This is a genomic window from Pseudomonas sp. H1h, from assembly GCF_000633255.1.
In the GTDB taxonomy this organism is placed as follows: Bacteria; Pseudomonadota; Gammaproteobacteria; order Pseudomonadales; family Pseudomonadaceae; genus Aquipseudomonas.
The window spans coordinates 248,566-264,276 of sequence record NZ_AYMJ01000015.1 but is presented as its reverse complement, the minus strand read 5'-3'; the positions used below and the strand labels follow the sequence as shown (position 1 = coordinate 264,276).

The following is a 15,711-nucleotide window of genomic DNA, read 5'->3' as shown; positions in this document are numbered from 1 at the left end:
CATGACCCAGGCTCTGGCAGATATGCGTCGTGATTACACCCGGGACGGACTGACCGAGGCGCAAGCCCCTGGCGAGCCGTTTGCGCTGTTCCACCAGTGGTTTGCCGACGCGGTGAAAACCGAACAGGCGCCGGTGGAAGCCAACGCCATGACCCTGGCCACGGTCGATGCGGACGGTCGACCGCATTGCCGCATTCTGCTGCTCAAGGGCCTGGACGAGCAGGGCTTTACCTTCTTCACCAACTACGACAGTGCGAAGGGCCAGCATCTGGCGGCCAATCCGTTTGCCGCCATGACCTTCTTCTGGCCGACCTTGGAGCGCCAGGTGCGCATCGAAGGGCGCGTGGTGAAGGTCACGCCTGCAGAGTCCGACGCGTATTATCAGGTGCGTCCGCTGGGCAGCCGGCTCGGGGCCTGGGCCTCACCGCAGAGCCGGGTGATCGACGGGCGTGGCGAGCTGGAAGATTTGCTCAAGGCTACCGAGCAACGTTTCAGCGACACCCAGCCCGACTGCCCGGAACACTGGGGTGGTTATCGTCTGCTGCCGGAGCGCATCGAATTCTGGCAGGGCCGTCCGAGCCGCCTGCACGATCGCCTGAACTACCGCTTGCAGGGCGCCAACTGGATTCTTGAACGTCTGGCGCCTTAAGCAGTCTACCGAGCGTGATAACCTGCCGCAGTGGCCTCAAGCCACTTCGGCAAGTCCCGACGCTTGATCTTCTGTGCCTGGGCATGGGCTAATTGTTCGAGCATGAAGGCGCGTTTGCCTTCATCCTTGCCCGCCAGGGACAACGCCAGGTCACGGTCCATCCAGCGTTTGATCCGCACGTACAGCCACCAGTGGAAGTACAGACCGGCGACGGTGGTGACGAAAATGATCAAGTAATCCATGAAAATCCTTGGGTCGGCAGGGCAGGTTGGGCGATTTGGCGCTACTGTTGGGTGGGTCTGCAGGTGCCTGTACCGGGCCTGAATAAAACCAAGTTTATCCGGGCTGTGTCGTGACAGGCGTCAAGCAGCGGGGTTTAATGAATCAATGTACTTTTGGAGTTGATGCTATGCGTAAGTCTGTTCTGCTGGTTGCTTCCTTTTCCACGATGGCGATGTTGCTGACCGGCTGCCAGTCGAGCCTGACCGGTGACTCCTACTCCCGTGACGAAGCGCGTCGCGTGCAGACGATTCGCATGGGCACCATCGAATCCCTGCGTCCGGTGAAAATCGAAGGCACCAAGACTCCGATCGGCGGCGCTGCAGGCGCAGTGGTCGGCGGTGTCGGCGGCAGCGCCATCGGTGGCGGCAAGGGCAGCATCGTAGCGGCGGTCATCGGCGCTGTGGCCGGTGGCCTGATCGGCTCGGCCACCGAAGAAGGCCTAACCCGCACTCAAGGCGTGGAAATCACCGTGCGCGAAGACGACGGCAGCATGCGCGCCTACGTGCAACAGGTTCAGGAAAACGAAGTGTTCCGTGTCGGTGAACGCGTGCGCATCTCCACCGTCGGTGGTACCAGCCGCGTTTCGCACTAAGCGAGAACGAGCGGTAAAAGAAAACCCCGATCAGGTGACTGGTCGGGGTTTTTGGTTTTAGATTTTTAGGTCGCGTTGGTTACATTTCTATTCCGATAAACAATTCCAGGTTCGTTGGAATGAACTCATCAGTCAGCACGGCAATCTGTTGCGCCTGCTCGGCAGTCAACAACCATTCTCCTTCTGCCATGGCATTGAGGCTTTTATGGCCGAGAAGCTTCACGATTCGGTCGTTAAAAGCAGGATCAACATCCAGTTCATACTTAAGTGAGCTATCGTCGAAACTGTCGGGTAAGAACCCTGTGATGCACAAGTACATAGACGCCTCTTGATTACTTTGGCGTGGTTCGCCCGGGTTTGGCAGGTTTGGTCTGTTCGCCGGTTTGAGGATTGAACTCTCCAAGGTGTTTCCCCTGTTTGTCGTACATTTCTACGGTTCCGTGTTGGCTGTCCCATTCAAAAATGCGTCCTTTGAGATCTCTCCAGCGCTTACGACGCGCACCGCCACCTTGAACGCTGCTTTTTGCCTTGTCTTTCGTCGCGTCAGGAAATGCTATTAAACCTTTAGGGGCTTGATGGTAGTTGTGATCGCTTATGCTTAGAACAATGTAGACCGGCCGAACCCCCGAATCCGCCGGAAATACCAGAATGAAATCCCGATACTCCGGCGGATAAACCGGATTCACCAGTATCCCGTCCGCCGCTTTCGTCGGCGGATACACCCAGATATGTGGCGTTTGCGGGGCGGCTTCCAGCGCTGGAATACCGAGGATGTCCGAGCCATCCACGGCCGGTGTCCAGATCAGTTCGACGCCTTCACCAAGGTCTGCAATGAACTGACTGCCACGCGTGCTGAACCGCACGACATCAACCATTTCCCAATCGCGATTTCTGCCGGTATAGAAGCCGTAGCCCCGCAGACTGCCGTCCGCCTGTTGTTCGACGCGCAGGCGAACGCGGGTGCGGGCTTGTTTGAGGCTGCGCAGTTGCTCGTCGCTATAGAGGGCGCTGTCGCCGAGACTGGACGGCATGAGCAGCGCCACCAGTCCTGCGAGGGTAGCGGTTGCCGTTCCGGCGGCGATCGCGGGTAGCGCTTCGAATGCGGCACCGGCCAATGCGAAGCTGCCCAGCCCGGCAGGAATTGCCGTGGCGCTGACTTTCTTCAGTGCGACGCCACCGTTTCCATCGCTTTCACGTGCGCCAAGCACGATCAGTTCGCCGTAATCCTTCAGGCTGTCAGTCGACACCATTCCCGAAGGATTCGAGTAGTCGATGATCGCATCCGGCAACTTGCAGGACTTGGCAAACACGCACCCGGCGCGCACGGGATCGGGCTTTTTGACCGCCATCTCGCGGCTGCGCTCGAAGGCCTCCTGCCGCGCCAGCATGGCGTCGTAAGCAGTTTGTCGGGCTTCGCGCTCGGCCAGTTCATTGGCCGTCATGTAGCGGTAGGTGACGTGATGACCGTCGCCCGCCGGTGGGTTGGGGACCCGGGGAATGTCCTTGTTGCGAGCCACTGAGCGTCCTTTCGTTCATCCATCGACAGCCCTTCGCAAAGGGCTGCACGACGTTAACGAAGCAGGCAGAGGGTGGCTGTAGGACGCGTCGCTATTGAGGTGGGGATTGTTCGCTATCTCTCACACAGTAAGAACCTGTGGTGAGAGGATGAACCCCCTCACCACAGGTGTTTCAGATTCCGCGTCAAGCTTTGCGACTCGCCGCCGCCGTCACCGCGTAGCCGATCAACGCCGCCAGAATCGAGCCGGTCAGGATGCCCATGCGGTCCATCCCGGCGTAGTCGCTCACGCCTGGTTCAAAGGCCAGCGAGCCGACAAACAGGCTCATGGTGAAACCGATGCCGCAGAGGATCGCCACGCCCAGCACCTGACCCCAGTTGGCGCCCTGGGGCAGGGCGGCGATGCCGACTTTTACCGCCAGCCAGGTGAGGCCGAACACGCCGACGGTCTTGCCCAGCAGCAGGCCGATGGCGATGCCCATGGGGACGTGATGAGTGAAGCTTTCGACCGTCACGCCGCTCAGCGACAGCCCGGCGTTGGCGAAGGCGAACAGCGGCAGGATGCCGTACGCCACCCACGGGTGCAGTGCGTGTTCGAGGGTCAGCAGCGGCGAGGGCTCGGCATTTCTCGTGCGCAGCGGGATGCAGAATGCCAGCGTGACCCCGGCCAGCGTCGCGTGGACACCGCTCTTGAGCACGCACACCCACAGGATCAGACCGATGATCATGTACGGCCCGAGCTTGACCACGCCCAGCCGGTTCATCGCCACCAGCGCCGCAATGCACGCCGCCGCCAGCCCCAGCGACAGGCTTGAGAGATCGCCGGAATAGAAGATCGCAATGATCACGATGGCGCCGAGGTCGTCGATGATCGCCAGGGTCATCAGGAACAGTTTCAGCGACACCGGCACACGCTTGCCCAGCAGGGCCAGCACACCGAGGGCGAAGGCGATGTCGGTGGCGGTCGGAATCGCCCAGCCGTTCAGGGCCGGCGGATTGTCACGGTTGAGCAGCCAGTAAATCAGCGCCGGCACCAGCATGCCGCCAACCGCTGCCGCGCCGGGCAGGACGATTTGCGACGGTTTGGACAACTGCCCGTCGAGCACTTCACGCTTCACCTCCAGGCCGATCAGCAGGAAGAACAGCGCCATCAGCCCGTCGTTGATCCACAACAGCAGCGGCTTGGCGATTTTCAGCGCGCCGATCTGCGCCACCACCGGGGTGTCGAGCAGGCCGGTGTACAGCCACGACAGCGGTGAGTTGTTGATGAGCAGGGCGAGAATGGCGGCGGCGATCAACAGCAGGCCGCTGGCCGCTTCCAACTGAAAGAAACGAGTGAAGGTTGTACGCAGCGGCAAGGTCGCTCTCCATCAACTGTCCCAAAGGCCGGACACCCGGACGCAAAGCCTGCGGGTGGCACTTGCACAGAGCCTAGCAGTTGGCGGATATATTGAAGCTCAGCTGTACCTGTGAGGTTTTCAGGTTTTTTCCTATGCTGGGTGGCTGAGCCTGTGACAAGGCAATTTCTGCCCGATTCAATGAGAGCATGACCATGAGCGACAACCGACAGTGGGCCCGCGAAGCGATCCGCATCATCGAAGCGGACTTCCAGCGCAGCGCCGACACCCATCTGATCCCCTTGCCGCTGCCGGGTTTTGCGGGCATCGAATTGTACTTCAAGGACGAATCCAGTCATCCCACCGGCAGCCTCAAGCATCGCCTGGCGCGGTCGCTGTTCCTGTATGCCTTGTGTAACGGCTGGCTCAAGCCCGGCGCGCCGGTGATTGAGGCGTCCAGCGGTTCGACGGCGATTTCCGAGGCGTATTTCGCGCGGATGCTCGGCCTGCCATTCATTGCGGTGATGCCGGCGACCACCTCCAAAGAGAAGATCGCGCAGATCGCCTTCTACGGCGGTCAGAGCCATCTGGTGAAAGATCCGACGCAGATTTATGCCGAGTCCGAGCGTCTGGCCCGTGAGCATGGCGGCCACTTCATCGATCAGTTCACCTATGCCGAACGGGCCACCGACTGGCGGGCGAACAACAACATCGCGGAGTCGATCTTCCAGCAGATGCGGTTCGAGAAACACCCGGAGCCGAGCTGGCTGATTTCCAGCCCGGGCACCGGCGGCACCACTGCGACTCTGGGTCGTTACGTGCGTTATCGCCAGCATTGCACTCGGGTGTTGTGCGCCGACGCCGAGCGTTCGGTGTTCTTCGATTACTACCAGAGCGGCGACGCCAGTCTGCGTCTGGACTGCGGTTCGCGGATCGAAGGCATTGGCCGGCCACGGGTGGAAGCATCGTTCCTGCCCAAGGTGATCGATGCGATGGTCAAAGTGCCGGACGCCCTGTCGCTGGCGGCCATGCATTACCTTGCGCAGCGTCTGGGTCGGCATGTTGGCGGGTCGAGCGGCACCAACCTGATCGGCGCGCTGATGGCGGCGCAGCAGATGCAAGCGGCGGGGGAGTCAGGGTCGATCGTGGCGATTCTGTGCGATGGCGGCGAGCGCTATGCCGACACTTATTACGATCAGGCCTGGCTGAAGGCGCAGGGGTATGAGCTGGAGGGGTTGATCGCGGCGGTGGCGGCGAGTGCCGAGCGTGGCGAACCGCTGCCTACGTCAGTGTTGCGCGCGAACATCTAAAGCCAGACGCAAAAAACAATGTGGGAGCGGGCTTGCTCGCGAATGCGGCATGTCAGTCAACATTATCGTCGACTGACACACCGCATTCGCGAGCAAGCCCGCTCCCACAGGAGGTTGGTGTCACTTCAAAACAGATGTATCAGGCTTCCAAACCCAAAATATCCCGTGCCACTGCCTCGGCAATACGAATCCCGTCGACGCCCGCCGACAGAATCCCGCCCGCATAACCCGCGCCTTCGCCGGCCGGGAACAGACCTTTGACGTTCATGCTCTGCAGCGACTCGTTACGCGTGATGCGCAGCGGCGACGAGGTGCGGGTTTCGATCCCGGTCAACACTGCATCGTGCAGCGAGTAACCGCGAATCTGCTTTTCGAACGCCGGCAACGCTTCGCGAATCGCTTCGATGGCGAAGTCCGGCAGCGCCAGGGCCAGGTCGCCCAGCGCCACGCCCGGTTTGTACGACGGCTCGACGTCGCCCAGCTCGGTCGACGGAGTGCCGTTGATGAAATCGCCAACCAGTTGCGCCGGGGCCTTGTAATCGCTGCCGCCGAGGATGAACGCGTGGGATTCCAGGCGTTCCTGCAATTCGATGCCGGCCAGCGGGCCGCCTGGGTAATCGACTTCCGGGGTGATGCCGACGACGATCCCGGAGTTGGCGTTGCGTTCGTTACGCGAGTACTGGCTCATGCCGTTGGTGACTACGCGGTTCGGCTCGGAAGTCGCCGCCACCACGGTGCCACCCGGGCACATGCAGAAGCTGTAGACCGAACGGCCGTTCTTGGCGTGGTGCACCAGTTTGTAGTCGGCGGCACCCAGTTTCGGGTGGCCGGCGTACTTGCCCAGGCGCGCACGGTCGATCAGCGATTGCGGGTGTTCGATGCGGAAACCCACCGAAAACGGCTTGGCTTCCATGAACACGCCACGGCTGTGCAGCATGCGGAAAGTGTCACGGGCACTGTGGCCGAGGGCCAGAACCACGTGTTTCGAATGCAGGGTTTCACCGCTCGCCAGTTCGACGCCGACCAGTTGGCCGTCCTCGATCAGCACGTCGCTGACGCGCTCCTGGAAGCGTACTTCGCCGCCCAGGGCACGGATCTCTTCACGCATGGTCTCGACCATGCCGGTCAGGCGGAACGTGCCGATGTGCGGCTTGCTGACGTAGAGGATTTCTTCCGGCGCGCCGGCCTTGACGAACTCGTGCAGGACTTTGCGGCCAAGGAACTTCGGATCCTTGATCTGGCTGTACAGCTTGCCGTCGGAGAACGTACCCGCGCCACCTTCGCCGAACTGCACGTTGGACTCGGGGTTGAGCACGCTTTTACGCCACAGGCCCCAGGTGTCCTTGGTGCGCTGACGCACTTCGGTGCCACGTTCGAGGATGATCGGCTTGAAACCCATCTGTGCCAGCAGCAGGCCGGCGAAGATTCCGCATGGGCCGAAACCGACCACGATCGGGCGCTGGCTCAGGTCGCTTGGCGCCTGACCGACGAATTTGTAGCTGACATCCGGCGCCACGTTGACGTTACGGTCGTCGGCGAACTTGCCCAGCACCTTGGCCTCGTCGCGCACGGTGAGGTCGATGGTGTAGATGAAGCACAGCTCGGAGGACTTTTTGCGCGCGTCGTAGCTGCGCTTGAACAAGGTGAAATCGAGCAAGTCATCGCTGGCGATACCCAGGCGCTGCACGATGGCGACACGCAGGTCTTCTTCAGGATGGTCGATTGGCAGCTTGAGTTCGGTGATTCGTAACATGGCGAGGATCCGGATTCGCGGGGCGCACAACTGCGCCAGGGCGTTTGAAGGTCGCGATTATAAGCCGCAAAGGCCGGATCCGGTGAGGCTAAAACGCTCAGTCGTTACGCGATCCGCCGAAATACCCGCAACCACGCTCGACCTTGCCGTCGATGCGCAGCTCGGCGCTCATGTGCTGCACGCTGCCGGTGTTGCTGTCGACGCAGCGTTGCGGCGCGACCCACAATTCGATGCGCTGGTTGTTGGCTTCGCTGCTGAGGTTGAAGCGGCCGTCGCCCAGTTGCTCTTCGACATAAGGCACGGCCAGCGCTGGCTGGCCTTCGCGGTCGATGACCATGCCCTTGCCGCTGACTTTCACGTTCCACTCGGGACCGTGGCCGGCAGCACGCAGGATCAATAGTTTGAAATTCGGGTCATCGCATGCGGTGCCGGAGCGCTCGACGCGATACAACTGGCCAAGGTCGAGGCGGTCGCCAGCGATCTTCCCGCGCACGTCGGCAAACAGCTTGCCCTGCTGATCGGCGAGGGTCGCGGCCTCTTGCAGCACGCTGGTGCCGCCGATGTCGTTGACCACGTACTGACGCTGTTCGCCACACGGCTGGAACACCAGTTTGCCGTCGGCCGCCGTCAACTGCCCCTGCATCCGGGTCTGCCCGACGTGGGCAGCACTTTGACGCGGGCCATCAAGCAATTGGCAGGCAGCGAACAACGGCAGCAGGGCAACAACGATCAACGAACGGGCAACACGCATCTTCGGCTCTCCAGACAAGTGCCGCCACGTTACGCAGGCTGACCGTTCATCACAAGGGGGTTAGCCGACGTGAAAGGTCTGGCCGGTTTGCAGGCCTTCGACACTTTTCGCGTAGGCCAACGCCACATCGGCCGCAGGAACCGGCTTGTAACCGCGGAAGTACGGGGCGTAGCTGCCCATGGCTTCCAGCAGCACGGTCGGGCTGATCGAGTTCACCCGCAGGCCGCGTGGCAGTTCAATGGCTGCGGCTTTCACGAAGCTGTCGAGTGCGCCGTTGACCAGTGCCGCCGAGGCGCCAGTGCGGATCGGGTCGTGGCTGAGCACGCCAGTGGTGAAGGTGAACGAGGCGCCGTCGTTGGCGTACTCGCGGCCGATCAGCAGCAGGTTGACCTGACCCATCAGCTTGTCTTTCAAGCCCAGGGCAAAGCTGTCGGCGGTCATCTCGCCCAGTGGGGCGAAGGTCACGTTGCCGGCCGCGCAGACCAGCGCGTCGAACTTGCCGGTTTGCTCGAACAGTTGGCGAATCGAAGCGCTGTCGCTGATGTCCACCTGGAAATCGCCGCTGCTGCGACCGATGCGAATCACTTCGTGGCGCTGGCTCAGTTCTTTGTCCACGGCCGAACCGATGGTGCCGGCGGCACCGATCAACAGAATTTTCATGGGCTTATCCTCAATGGGTTGAACGAGGTTTCAGTCTAGAGTGGTTTTTTCTGTGGATAAGCGCACTAATAGGCAACCTTTGGTTTTCAAATGGAAACAATCCATGAGTGAAATGGATGATCTGGCGGCGTTTGCGGTATTGATCGAGGCAGGCAGTTTCACCCTCGCGGCGCAGCAATTGGGTTGTAGCAAGGGCCAGCTGTCCAAGCGCATCAGCCAGCTCGAAGCGCAGTTTTCTGTGGTGTTGCTGCAACGCACCACGCGCCGCTTGAGCCTGACGGCGGCGGGCGCCGCGTTGTTGCCGCAGGCCCAGGCGCTGGTGGTTCAGGTGGAGCGGGCGCGTCAGGCGCTGGCGCGTTTGAAGGACGACATGGCCGGGCCGGTACGGATGACGGTGCCGGTGTCGCTGGGGGAAACCTTCTTCGACGGCTTGCTGCTGGAGTTTTCGCAAAAATACCCCGAAGTGCAGATCGAGCTGGAGCTGAACAACAATTATCGGGATCTGTCGCGCGATGGCTTTGATCTGGCGATTCGCACCGAGGTGGCCAATGACGAACGCCTGGTGGCCAAACCCTTGCTGGCCTGGCAGGAAATGACCTGCGCCAGCCCGGCGTATCTTGAACAGTTCGGCGAGCCACTGACCCCGCAGGATCTGGCCGAACACCGTTGCCTGCTTAACAGCCATTACAGTGGCCGCGAAGAGTGGCTGTATCACCAGCAGCACGAACTGCTCAGGGTGCGGGTGTCGGGGCCGTTTGCCAGCAACCACTACAACCTGCTGAAAAAGGCTGCGCTGGCCGGTGCCGGCATCGCACGGTTGCCCTCGTATCTGCTGCAGACGGAACTGGCGGACGGCCGATTGGGCTGGCTGCTGCGCGACTTTCAGACCCGACGTATGCCGATGTACCTGGTGCATCCGTATCAGGGCGGGTTACCGAAACGCACGCAAGTGCTGGCGGATTACCTGATCGGCTGGTTCAAGCGCAGCGGCGAGGCGCTGGATCGACTTCAGCGATAACCCATTCCTGTAGGAGCGAGCCTGCTCGCGATTGCGGTTTCGCAGTCACTTTATGTGTTGACTGAACCAACGCATTCGCGAGCAGGCTCGCTCCCACAAGGGTTTTGCTTATTTTGCGAAGCGGCGTGCGATCAGGTGATCGATCGACAATTTCCCCGGCCCGGTCGCCATCAAGTACAGCAACACCGCCGCCCAGGTACCGTGGGTCGGATACGCATCCGGGTAGACGAACAGTTGAATGGTCAGGGTCATGCCCAGCAACGCCAGCGCCGAAAATCTCGTGGCGAAGCCGATCAGGATCAGTACCGGGAAGAAGTGCTCGGCGAACGCGGCCATGTGCGCGGCGATTTCCGGTGACAGCAGCGGCACGTGGTACTCGCTTTTGAACAATGGAATGGTCGAGTCCGCCAAGCGTGGCCAGCCGAGTTGAAAGGTGCCGTCGATCAGGTCGATGGCCAGGCCTTCGACCTTGGTCTGGCCGGACTTCCAGAACACCGCGGCAATCGAAAAACGCGCGATGAAAGCGATCAGGCTGTGGGGAATTTTCTCCAGCAGCGCGATGGCGCGGGTAATGAGATTGTTCATGGCGATTCCTTGTTGTTCAGGTCAACGATGGCGTTGTGCGCAATCAGCAGCGCGAGGGTGTGGCTGAGGTCAAATGGCGGGCTGTTTTGCGCGGCCGCCAGCAGCGGTTGGTCATTGAGCAGTTGACGCAGAAACGCGCTGGCGCCGGGTTCGAGGGCAAACACCTCGACGTCGAGACCGTTGCGCAGCACCAGGGCGTGCTGTGCGTGGTCGACGTCGATGCCGGCCAGCGTCGCGTCACCCTGATGGGCGGCCCAGACCGCGACCACGGCGTGGTTCGAGTCGAGCAGGTGCAGCGACGGATGAAGCCTGAAGCGCAGGTCGCTCAGTCCATCGGGATCGGCCAGTGCCGCGGTGATCTGCTGCGGGCGCACGGGCAGTGCATCGGCGGCGTGGTAGGCGCGGGTGCGCAGGTGCTCCAGCCGTGCCACGTCGGCCAGATACGGCACGCTCGCTGCCGGTTCGAAGGCGTCGAGGAAGGCCGGCAGTGCTTCGCCGTAGCGACTCATCAACGGGCTGTGTGGCGGCTGTTGTTGTACGAACTCGGCAGCCATGGCACGGAAAAAATCCTCGCCGACCAATTGCAGCACCACCGGGTAACTGTCCGCCAAAGCATTGATCAGCGAACCTTGCACGTTGTTGCGATACACCGAGAATCGGCTGGCAGGATCAGCACCGTTGGCGCTGCATAAACCCTCGGGGCAGGGCCGTTGCGGGTCGAGCAGGGCGGCGGCAAAAGCCGCTTGAGTGCTCATGATCGAACTCCCGCACCGAGCAGCATTTCGTCGGCCTGCCGCGCTTCGGCCAATAACACATCGAAGGCCGGCACCTGATTGTCGCGCTCGATCAGGGTGGCTATCGGGCCGGTGCGTTGCAGCGTTTGCCGGTACAAGGTCCAGACCGCCTGATCGATCGGCGCACCGTGATCGTCGATCAGCAAACGGTCACCGAGGCTGTCGCTGTCTTCGGCAAATCCGGCCAGATGAATCTCACCGACCGCGTGCAATGGCAGCGCGTCGAGATAAGTCAGCGGATCGCGCTGATGATTGATGCACGAGACGTAGACGTTGTTGACGTCCAACAGCAGGCCGCAGCCGCTGCGCCGCACCACTTCGGCTATGAAGTCTGCTTCGTCGAGGGTCGAGCGCCGGAACCCCAGATAGGTCGCAGGGTTTTCCAGCAGCATCGGGCGCTTGAGGGTGTTCTGCACCTGGTCGATGTGCGCGCAGACGCGGTTCAGAGTCGGCGTGTCATAGGCCAGTGGCAGCAGGTCATTGAGAAACACCGGGCCATGGCTCGACCAGGCCAGGTGTTCGGAAAAGGATTGCGGTTGATAGCGCTCGATCAGCACCTTGAGGCGCTGCAGGTGCTGAACGTCCAGTGGCCCTTCGGCCCCGATGGACAGCCCGACGCCGTGCAGCGACAGCGGATATTGCTCGCGGATCAAACCGAGAAAATGATGAAACGGACCGCCGTCGACCATGTAGTTTTCGGCGTGGACTTCGAAGAAGCCGAGGTCCGGTTGGGTGCCGAGCACTTCACGAAAGTGCCCGGTCTTGAGCCCCAGCCCGGCACGGGGCGGGAGCCCGGGAAGGGCTGCCTGAGTGCGGGGTGGGACAGGTTCGTCGAGGGTGAACATGATCGTCACTCAGGCAGGCGGTGGATCAGGACTTGGCTTTGAACGCTTGCATCTGACCGAAACCGGTCGGCGAGGTCTTGCTCTCGGTGGTGGCGCAGGTGCCTTTCGGTACGAGTTTCCAGGCGTTTGGCTGGTAGTCCATTTTTGCGGTGCCGGCACACGTGGTGCCTGCGCCTGCTGCGCAATCGTTGTGACCTTTCATGGCCACGCCGAAGCATTTCTCCATGTCGGCATCAGCGGCGTGGACGGTCGACACGGCGGCCATGCTCAGGGCAGAACCAAGGGCCAGAACCAGGGCAGTAGCGGACAGAGTGCGAGTGGTAGCAGTCATGATGTTTCTCCAGATTTGAGCGTGGGATTTGCAAGCGAAATGCGCTTGCTTACCTCACTAGAGAAAGCTCATGGCGATGCGTTACAGCCGAGCCGAAACTTTTTCAGAAAATCTTCAGAACCCTGTAACCCACAGTGATTGTGTTCACTCCCTCCTGTTCTATAGTCATTTCAACGGCCACTCTGACAGGCCGATTTACCAGGACGGTATCTCATGACGAAGGATCGCTCAGACTCTGCTGCGCTATCGCGCAAGGTTTCATCGTTTGCCCTGGGCTGCACGCTGGCGCTGTCGTTCACGACGGTTAATGCCCAGCCGCAACCCGACCCACTGGACACGCTCAAGCGCATCAACAGCAACTACAACACCCTCAAGGACGCCTGCCAGGAACCTGATACCGGTGCCGCGCGCGGGTTGTATTACTGCAGCGGCGTGACCTTGCGCATGGTCAACGACGGGCCGTTCAACCCGTGGGACTACAGCCCTTACGCGATCAAGATCGGCGCGACGTCCTACTCGTGGATTCGCAAGGATCTGAGCACGCGCATTCTCATCCATCCGGCCGGATTCATCCTGCGCACTCCCACCGATGCGGCAGCGCTGAAGCTGCCCGTCAAGGAGCAGGGCTTTACGTGTATCTACGCCTTCGATGGCGGCACCGGACCGGAGCGCAAATGGTACGGCTGCGGCTTCTTTGACAGTCGCGAGCCACCGCGCGCAGCCCAAGGCACGATGAACAACCGCAATGCCGCGCTGGCCTACGGCACCTGTGCCGAAGCCGGAGTGACCACCGCCGAGCAATGGACGCAGAAATACACCGGGCTGATGAGGGGCCCGATCCAGTACGGCCAGTGCTCATGGAACGCGGAAAAACCCAGCGACTGGCAGGCGATGATCCGGGTACACGAATCGCGCCCGAACACCACCAACAAAGACCCCTTTGCCTTCAGTGCCCAGGTCAACGAATTCATGTTGAAGAATGCCACCGCGACCAACGACGGCAGCGAAAACATGAAGTACATCGACGCCTTCATTTACAACGTCAACAGCACGCAGAACTTCGCCACGCGCGGTGATCAGGCACCGCCTAAACCGGAGAACGGCCTGAACAGCGCGCGCAATTTCCAGAAAAAACTCAAGGCCCAGGGTTACAGCGTGCCGATTCTGCGCCTGGATTTCACCCAGCCTGCCGAGCAGCGTTTCAGTTATGTCGCGGCTGATCAGGCAATCGATGACATGGTGGTGGCCGGCGCCCCGGCGCCCAAGTACATCGCGGATGCGGTGTGGGTCGAGCGCTATGACCCGGGCACCAGGAAGAACGAATGGTCGCTGAAAATTACCCCGACGGCGCAGGGCAAGGCGGTTCAGAGCTCTGACCAAGAGGCCGTTTACAAAGAGCTGTTCGCCTTGCGTGGCGCCGACAGCCAGTGGCGTGATAACGAGAAAGCCGCGGGCAGCATGCGTCAGCAACTGAGCTGTCTGGTGCAGAACTATCCGGCCAAGACCGAGTGGAATCTGGAGCCGTTCCGCCCCGTGGTCAGCCCGCAGGAGGCGGCGAAGGCCGGTTGCAATCCAGTGCCAGTCCTGGCACCGCAATACATTGCTTCTGCCGACTGGATCAAACGCTACGACCCCGGCACTCGCAAGGATGAGTGGACCCTGAGCGTGGTGCCCACCGCAGCAGGGCGCGCCTTGCCCAATGAGCAGGTCGGCGTTCTGTACGACCAGTTGTTCGCCCTCAAGGGGGCGGACAGCAACTGGCGCGACAACGAAACATCCGTCGGCAGCATGCGTCAGCAATTGAATTGCGTGCTGGTCAATTACCGCAGCAAGACGCCATGGAATCTGGAGCCGTTCAGGCCGGCGTTGTCGGACAGCGAGACTCGCGCCGCGGGTTGCAACCCGGTCCCGCGTTGAGTGTGTGTTGGCTAATCAAGGAGATGCAAGCCATGAAAAAACGTCTGAACAGGTTCGCTCCATTGCTCATGTTGCCGCTCCTGGCGCATGGGACGTGGGCCAATGCCGAGTCATGCGCGGAGACACTGAAGAAGGTCGAAACGTTGTACAACAACACCGTCGACAGTTGCGGGCAGGATCCCGCCTCGGATTGTTCGGGGCTGCTGGTGCGCGGCACGCACCGGGCCGACCCTGCCAAAGGGCAGAAATGGGACGTGTGGAATCCCAGCCCGAAAGCCGTGGAACTGGGCACGTTTGCCGCCTCGTACATGCGCGCCGACGGCATCAGTTATGAAGACCCGGGCATGAGCACGCAGAACGGCTACCTGATTACGCCAAGGGATCTGGTGCGCGACCCGGAAACCCCGGTGCATGTCTACTGTGCATTTCCCAACGATGCCTGGACCGACTTTCGCAACGACCGTGGCTGTGGCGACAACAAAAACACCGCCCCGACCGAGGCGGTCTGTCAGGCCATGAAACCACCGATCACGACGCCGAATGCCTGGGTGGCGCACTTCACCCAGTACAACAACAATCGGCAGCAGGACCAGTTGCAGTGTGGCTTCAACATGCGCAATCCGATGAGCAGCAAGGAGCGGGTCGACGCCTTTCGCAACTTCATGGGCGCGCGCAAAGTCATCAACAGCCGCGAATTTCAAACCCAGACCGAACTGCGCCTGGGCAACCCGAAAACCGATGAGCTACCGATTCTGGCGTTCTTCTACAGCGATCAGCGCGGCCTGAATGATGCGTTGGCCAATCAAAAGGATTACAAGGCCAAGACTGGCAAGGACCGCAATATCATCAAGATCGACTTCCCGCGGACCCCGGTCGCCAAGGCCTCGTTCTCGTGCATCCAGACCTCGACGCCGGCAGAACCAAAATTCTGCGACAAGTACATCGAGTCCAGCACCTGGGTGCAACGTCCCGATCCGAAGCTGGGGCCGAACACCTGGTCGCTCTCGGTAGTGCCGACCGCATGCGGCCGCGCGATCAAGGATGACCAGACCGACCGGATGTTTGCCGAGCTGTACAACAAGCACAAGGACGATCCGCAATGGCGTCAGTACAGCGTCAATGGTGGCTCGTTGCGCCGGCAGATGGTCTGTCATCTGGCGGCGGTCTACGATGGCAAGCCGGTCAGGAACAAGCCTGAGTGGAACCTTGAGCCGGCACGGCCTTATGTCGATCAGGCCACCGCAGTCGCGCAGTACTGCAACCCTTATTAAGGGCTGTTGATGTTGTGGGAGCGGGCCTGCTCGCGAAAGCGGTGCATCAGTCAGCACACGTGCTGAATGTAAAATCGTCTTCGCGAGCAAGCCTGCTCCC

At 61.1% G+C, this 15,711-nt stretch carries 17 protein-coding genes; 6 read left to right on the top strand and 11 right to left on the bottom strand.

Annotated elements, in window-relative coordinates:
* The first annotated feature begins 1 nt into the window (after position 1).
* Positions 2-649, top strand: a complete 648-nt coding sequence (pdxH, locus tag U862_RS0112865) for a pyridoxamine 5'-phosphate oxidase (protein WP_025110774.1) — start codon at positions 2-4, stop codon at positions 647-649.
* Between the two features lie 5 nt (positions 650-654).
* Here pdxH and U862_RS0112860 read toward each other — a convergent pair whose 3' ends face one another.
* Complete coding sequence (locus tag U862_RS0112860; RefSeq protein ID WP_025110773.1) at positions 655-891, bottom strand: hypothetical protein; 237 nt, start codon at positions 889-891, stop codon at positions 655-657.
* Positions 892-1,058: 167 nt separating this feature from the next.
* Here U862_RS0112860 and U862_RS0112855 point away from each other — a divergent pair, with 167 nt between their 5' ends.
* On the top strand, positions 1,059-1,523 hold the full coding sequence (locus U862_RS0112855; RefSeq protein WP_007969461.1) for a glycine zipper 2TM domain-containing protein: 465 nt from the start codon (positions 1,059-1,061) through the stop codon (positions 1,521-1,523).
* Positions 1,524-1,602: 79 nt separating this feature from the next.
* On the opposite strand, the gene U862_RS0112850 is transcribed toward U862_RS0112855, so the two are convergent.
* The 3 genes from U862_RS0112850 to nhaA form a co-directional block, all read right to left on the bottom strand.
* Positions 1,603-1,842, bottom strand: coding sequence for a pyocin S6 family toxin immunity protein (locus U862_RS0112850; RefSeq protein ID WP_025110772.1), 240 nt, complete (start codon positions 1,840-1,842; stop codon positions 1,603-1,605).
* Positions 1,843-1,855: 13 nt separating this feature from the next.
* Positions 1,856-3,040: a colicin E3/pyocin S6 family cytotoxin gene (locus U862_RS0112845; RefSeq protein WP_025110771.1), complete on the bottom strand. Its 1,185-nt coding sequence runs from the start codon at positions 3,038-3,040 to the stop codon at positions 1,856-1,858.
* 184 nt (positions 3,041-3,224) lie between these two features.
* Entirely contained in the window at positions 3,225-4,397 is a 1,173-nt protein-coding gene (gene nhaA, locus U862_RS0112840) for a Na+/H+ antiporter NhaA (RefSeq protein ID WP_029977637.1), read from the bottom strand.
* 194 nt (positions 4,398-4,591) lie between these two features.
* Between nhaA and U862_RS0112835 the strand changes: the two genes are divergently transcribed.
* The gene (locus U862_RS0112835; RefSeq protein WP_025110770.1) at positions 4,592-5,686 is read left to right on the top strand and encodes a PLP-dependent cysteine synthase family protein; all 1,095 of its coding nucleotides are present in this window, start codon (positions 4,592-4,594) and stop codon (positions 5,684-5,686) included.
* A 139-nt stretch (positions 5,687-5,825) separates the two neighbouring features.
* Here U862_RS0112835 and U862_RS0112830 read toward each other — a convergent pair whose 3' ends face one another.
* The 3 genes from U862_RS0112830 to U862_RS0112820 all read right to left on the bottom strand — a co-directional run bounded on the left by U862_RS0112830 (position 5,826) and on the right by U862_RS0112820 (position 8,850).
* A complete protein-coding gene (locus U862_RS0112830) occupies positions 5,826-7,439 on the bottom strand; it encodes an NAD(P)/FAD-dependent oxidoreductase (protein WP_025110769.1) in 1,614 nt (537 codons plus the stop codon).
* A 97-nt stretch (positions 7,440-7,536) separates the two neighbouring features.
* Positions 7,537-8,190 carry a COG3650 family protein gene (locus tag U862_RS0112825; protein ID WP_025110768.1) on the bottom strand — a complete coding sequence of 218 codons (654 nt, stop codon included), beginning with the start codon at positions 8,188-8,190 and terminating at the stop codon, positions 7,537-7,539.
* 60 nt (positions 8,191-8,250) lie between these two features.
* Complete coding sequence (locus tag U862_RS0112820) at positions 8,251-8,850, bottom strand: short chain dehydrogenase (protein ID WP_025110767.1); 600 nt, start codon at positions 8,848-8,850, stop codon at positions 8,251-8,253.
* 103 nt (positions 8,851-8,953) lie between these two features.
* Between U862_RS0112820 and U862_RS0112815 the strand changes: the two genes are divergently transcribed.
* A complete protein-coding gene (locus tag U862_RS0112815) occupies positions 8,954-9,868 on the top strand; it encodes a LysR family transcriptional regulator (RefSeq protein ID WP_025110766.1) in 915 nt (304 codons plus the stop codon).
* Positions 9,869-9,976: 108 nt separating this feature from the next.
* On the opposite strand, the gene U862_RS0112810 is transcribed toward U862_RS0112815, so the two are convergent.
* The 4 genes from U862_RS0112810 to U862_RS0112795 are packed head-to-tail and all read right to left on the bottom strand — an operon-like array spanning position 9,977 to position 12,423.
* The gene (locus U862_RS0112810; protein WP_025110765.1) at positions 9,977-10,453 is read right to left on the bottom strand and encodes a DoxX family protein; all 477 of its coding nucleotides are present in this window, start codon (positions 10,451-10,453) and stop codon (positions 9,977-9,979) included.
* Positions 10,450-11,208, bottom strand: a complete 759-nt coding sequence (locus tag U862_RS0112805) for a DUF2063 domain-containing protein (RefSeq protein ID WP_025110764.1) — start codon at positions 11,206-11,208, stop codon at positions 10,450-10,452. Before U862_RS0112805 ends, U862_RS0112810 begins: the two co-directional genes overlap by 4 nt.
* A complete protein-coding gene (locus U862_RS0112800) occupies positions 11,205-12,092 on the bottom strand; it encodes a DUF692 domain-containing protein (protein WP_025110763.1) in 888 nt (295 codons plus the stop codon). The genes U862_RS0112805 and U862_RS0112800 overlap by 4 nt, the downstream gene beginning before the upstream one ends.
* Positions 12,093-12,117: 25 nt before the next feature.
* Positions 12,118-12,423, bottom strand: coding sequence for a DUF2282 domain-containing protein (locus U862_RS0112795; RefSeq protein ID WP_025110762.1), 306 nt, complete (start codon positions 12,421-12,423; stop codon positions 12,118-12,120).
* A gap of 213 nt (positions 12,424-12,636) precedes the next feature.
* On the opposite strand from U862_RS0112795, the gene U862_RS0112790 reads away from it, so the two are divergent.
* Together U862_RS0112790 and U862_RS0112785 are read left to right on the top strand one after the other, a co-directional pair.
* Positions 12,637-14,340 (top strand): DUF2599 domain-containing protein, encoded by a 1,704-nt coding sequence (locus U862_RS0112790; protein WP_025110761.1) that lies wholly within the window; start codon positions 12,637-12,639, stop codon positions 14,338-14,340.
* Between the two features lie 32 nt (positions 14,341-14,372).
* A complete protein-coding gene (locus U862_RS0112785; RefSeq protein WP_025110760.1) occupies positions 14,373-15,611 on the top strand; it encodes a DUF2599 domain-containing protein in 1,239 nt (412 codons plus the stop codon).
* Positions 15,612-15,711: the final 100 nt, after the last annotated feature.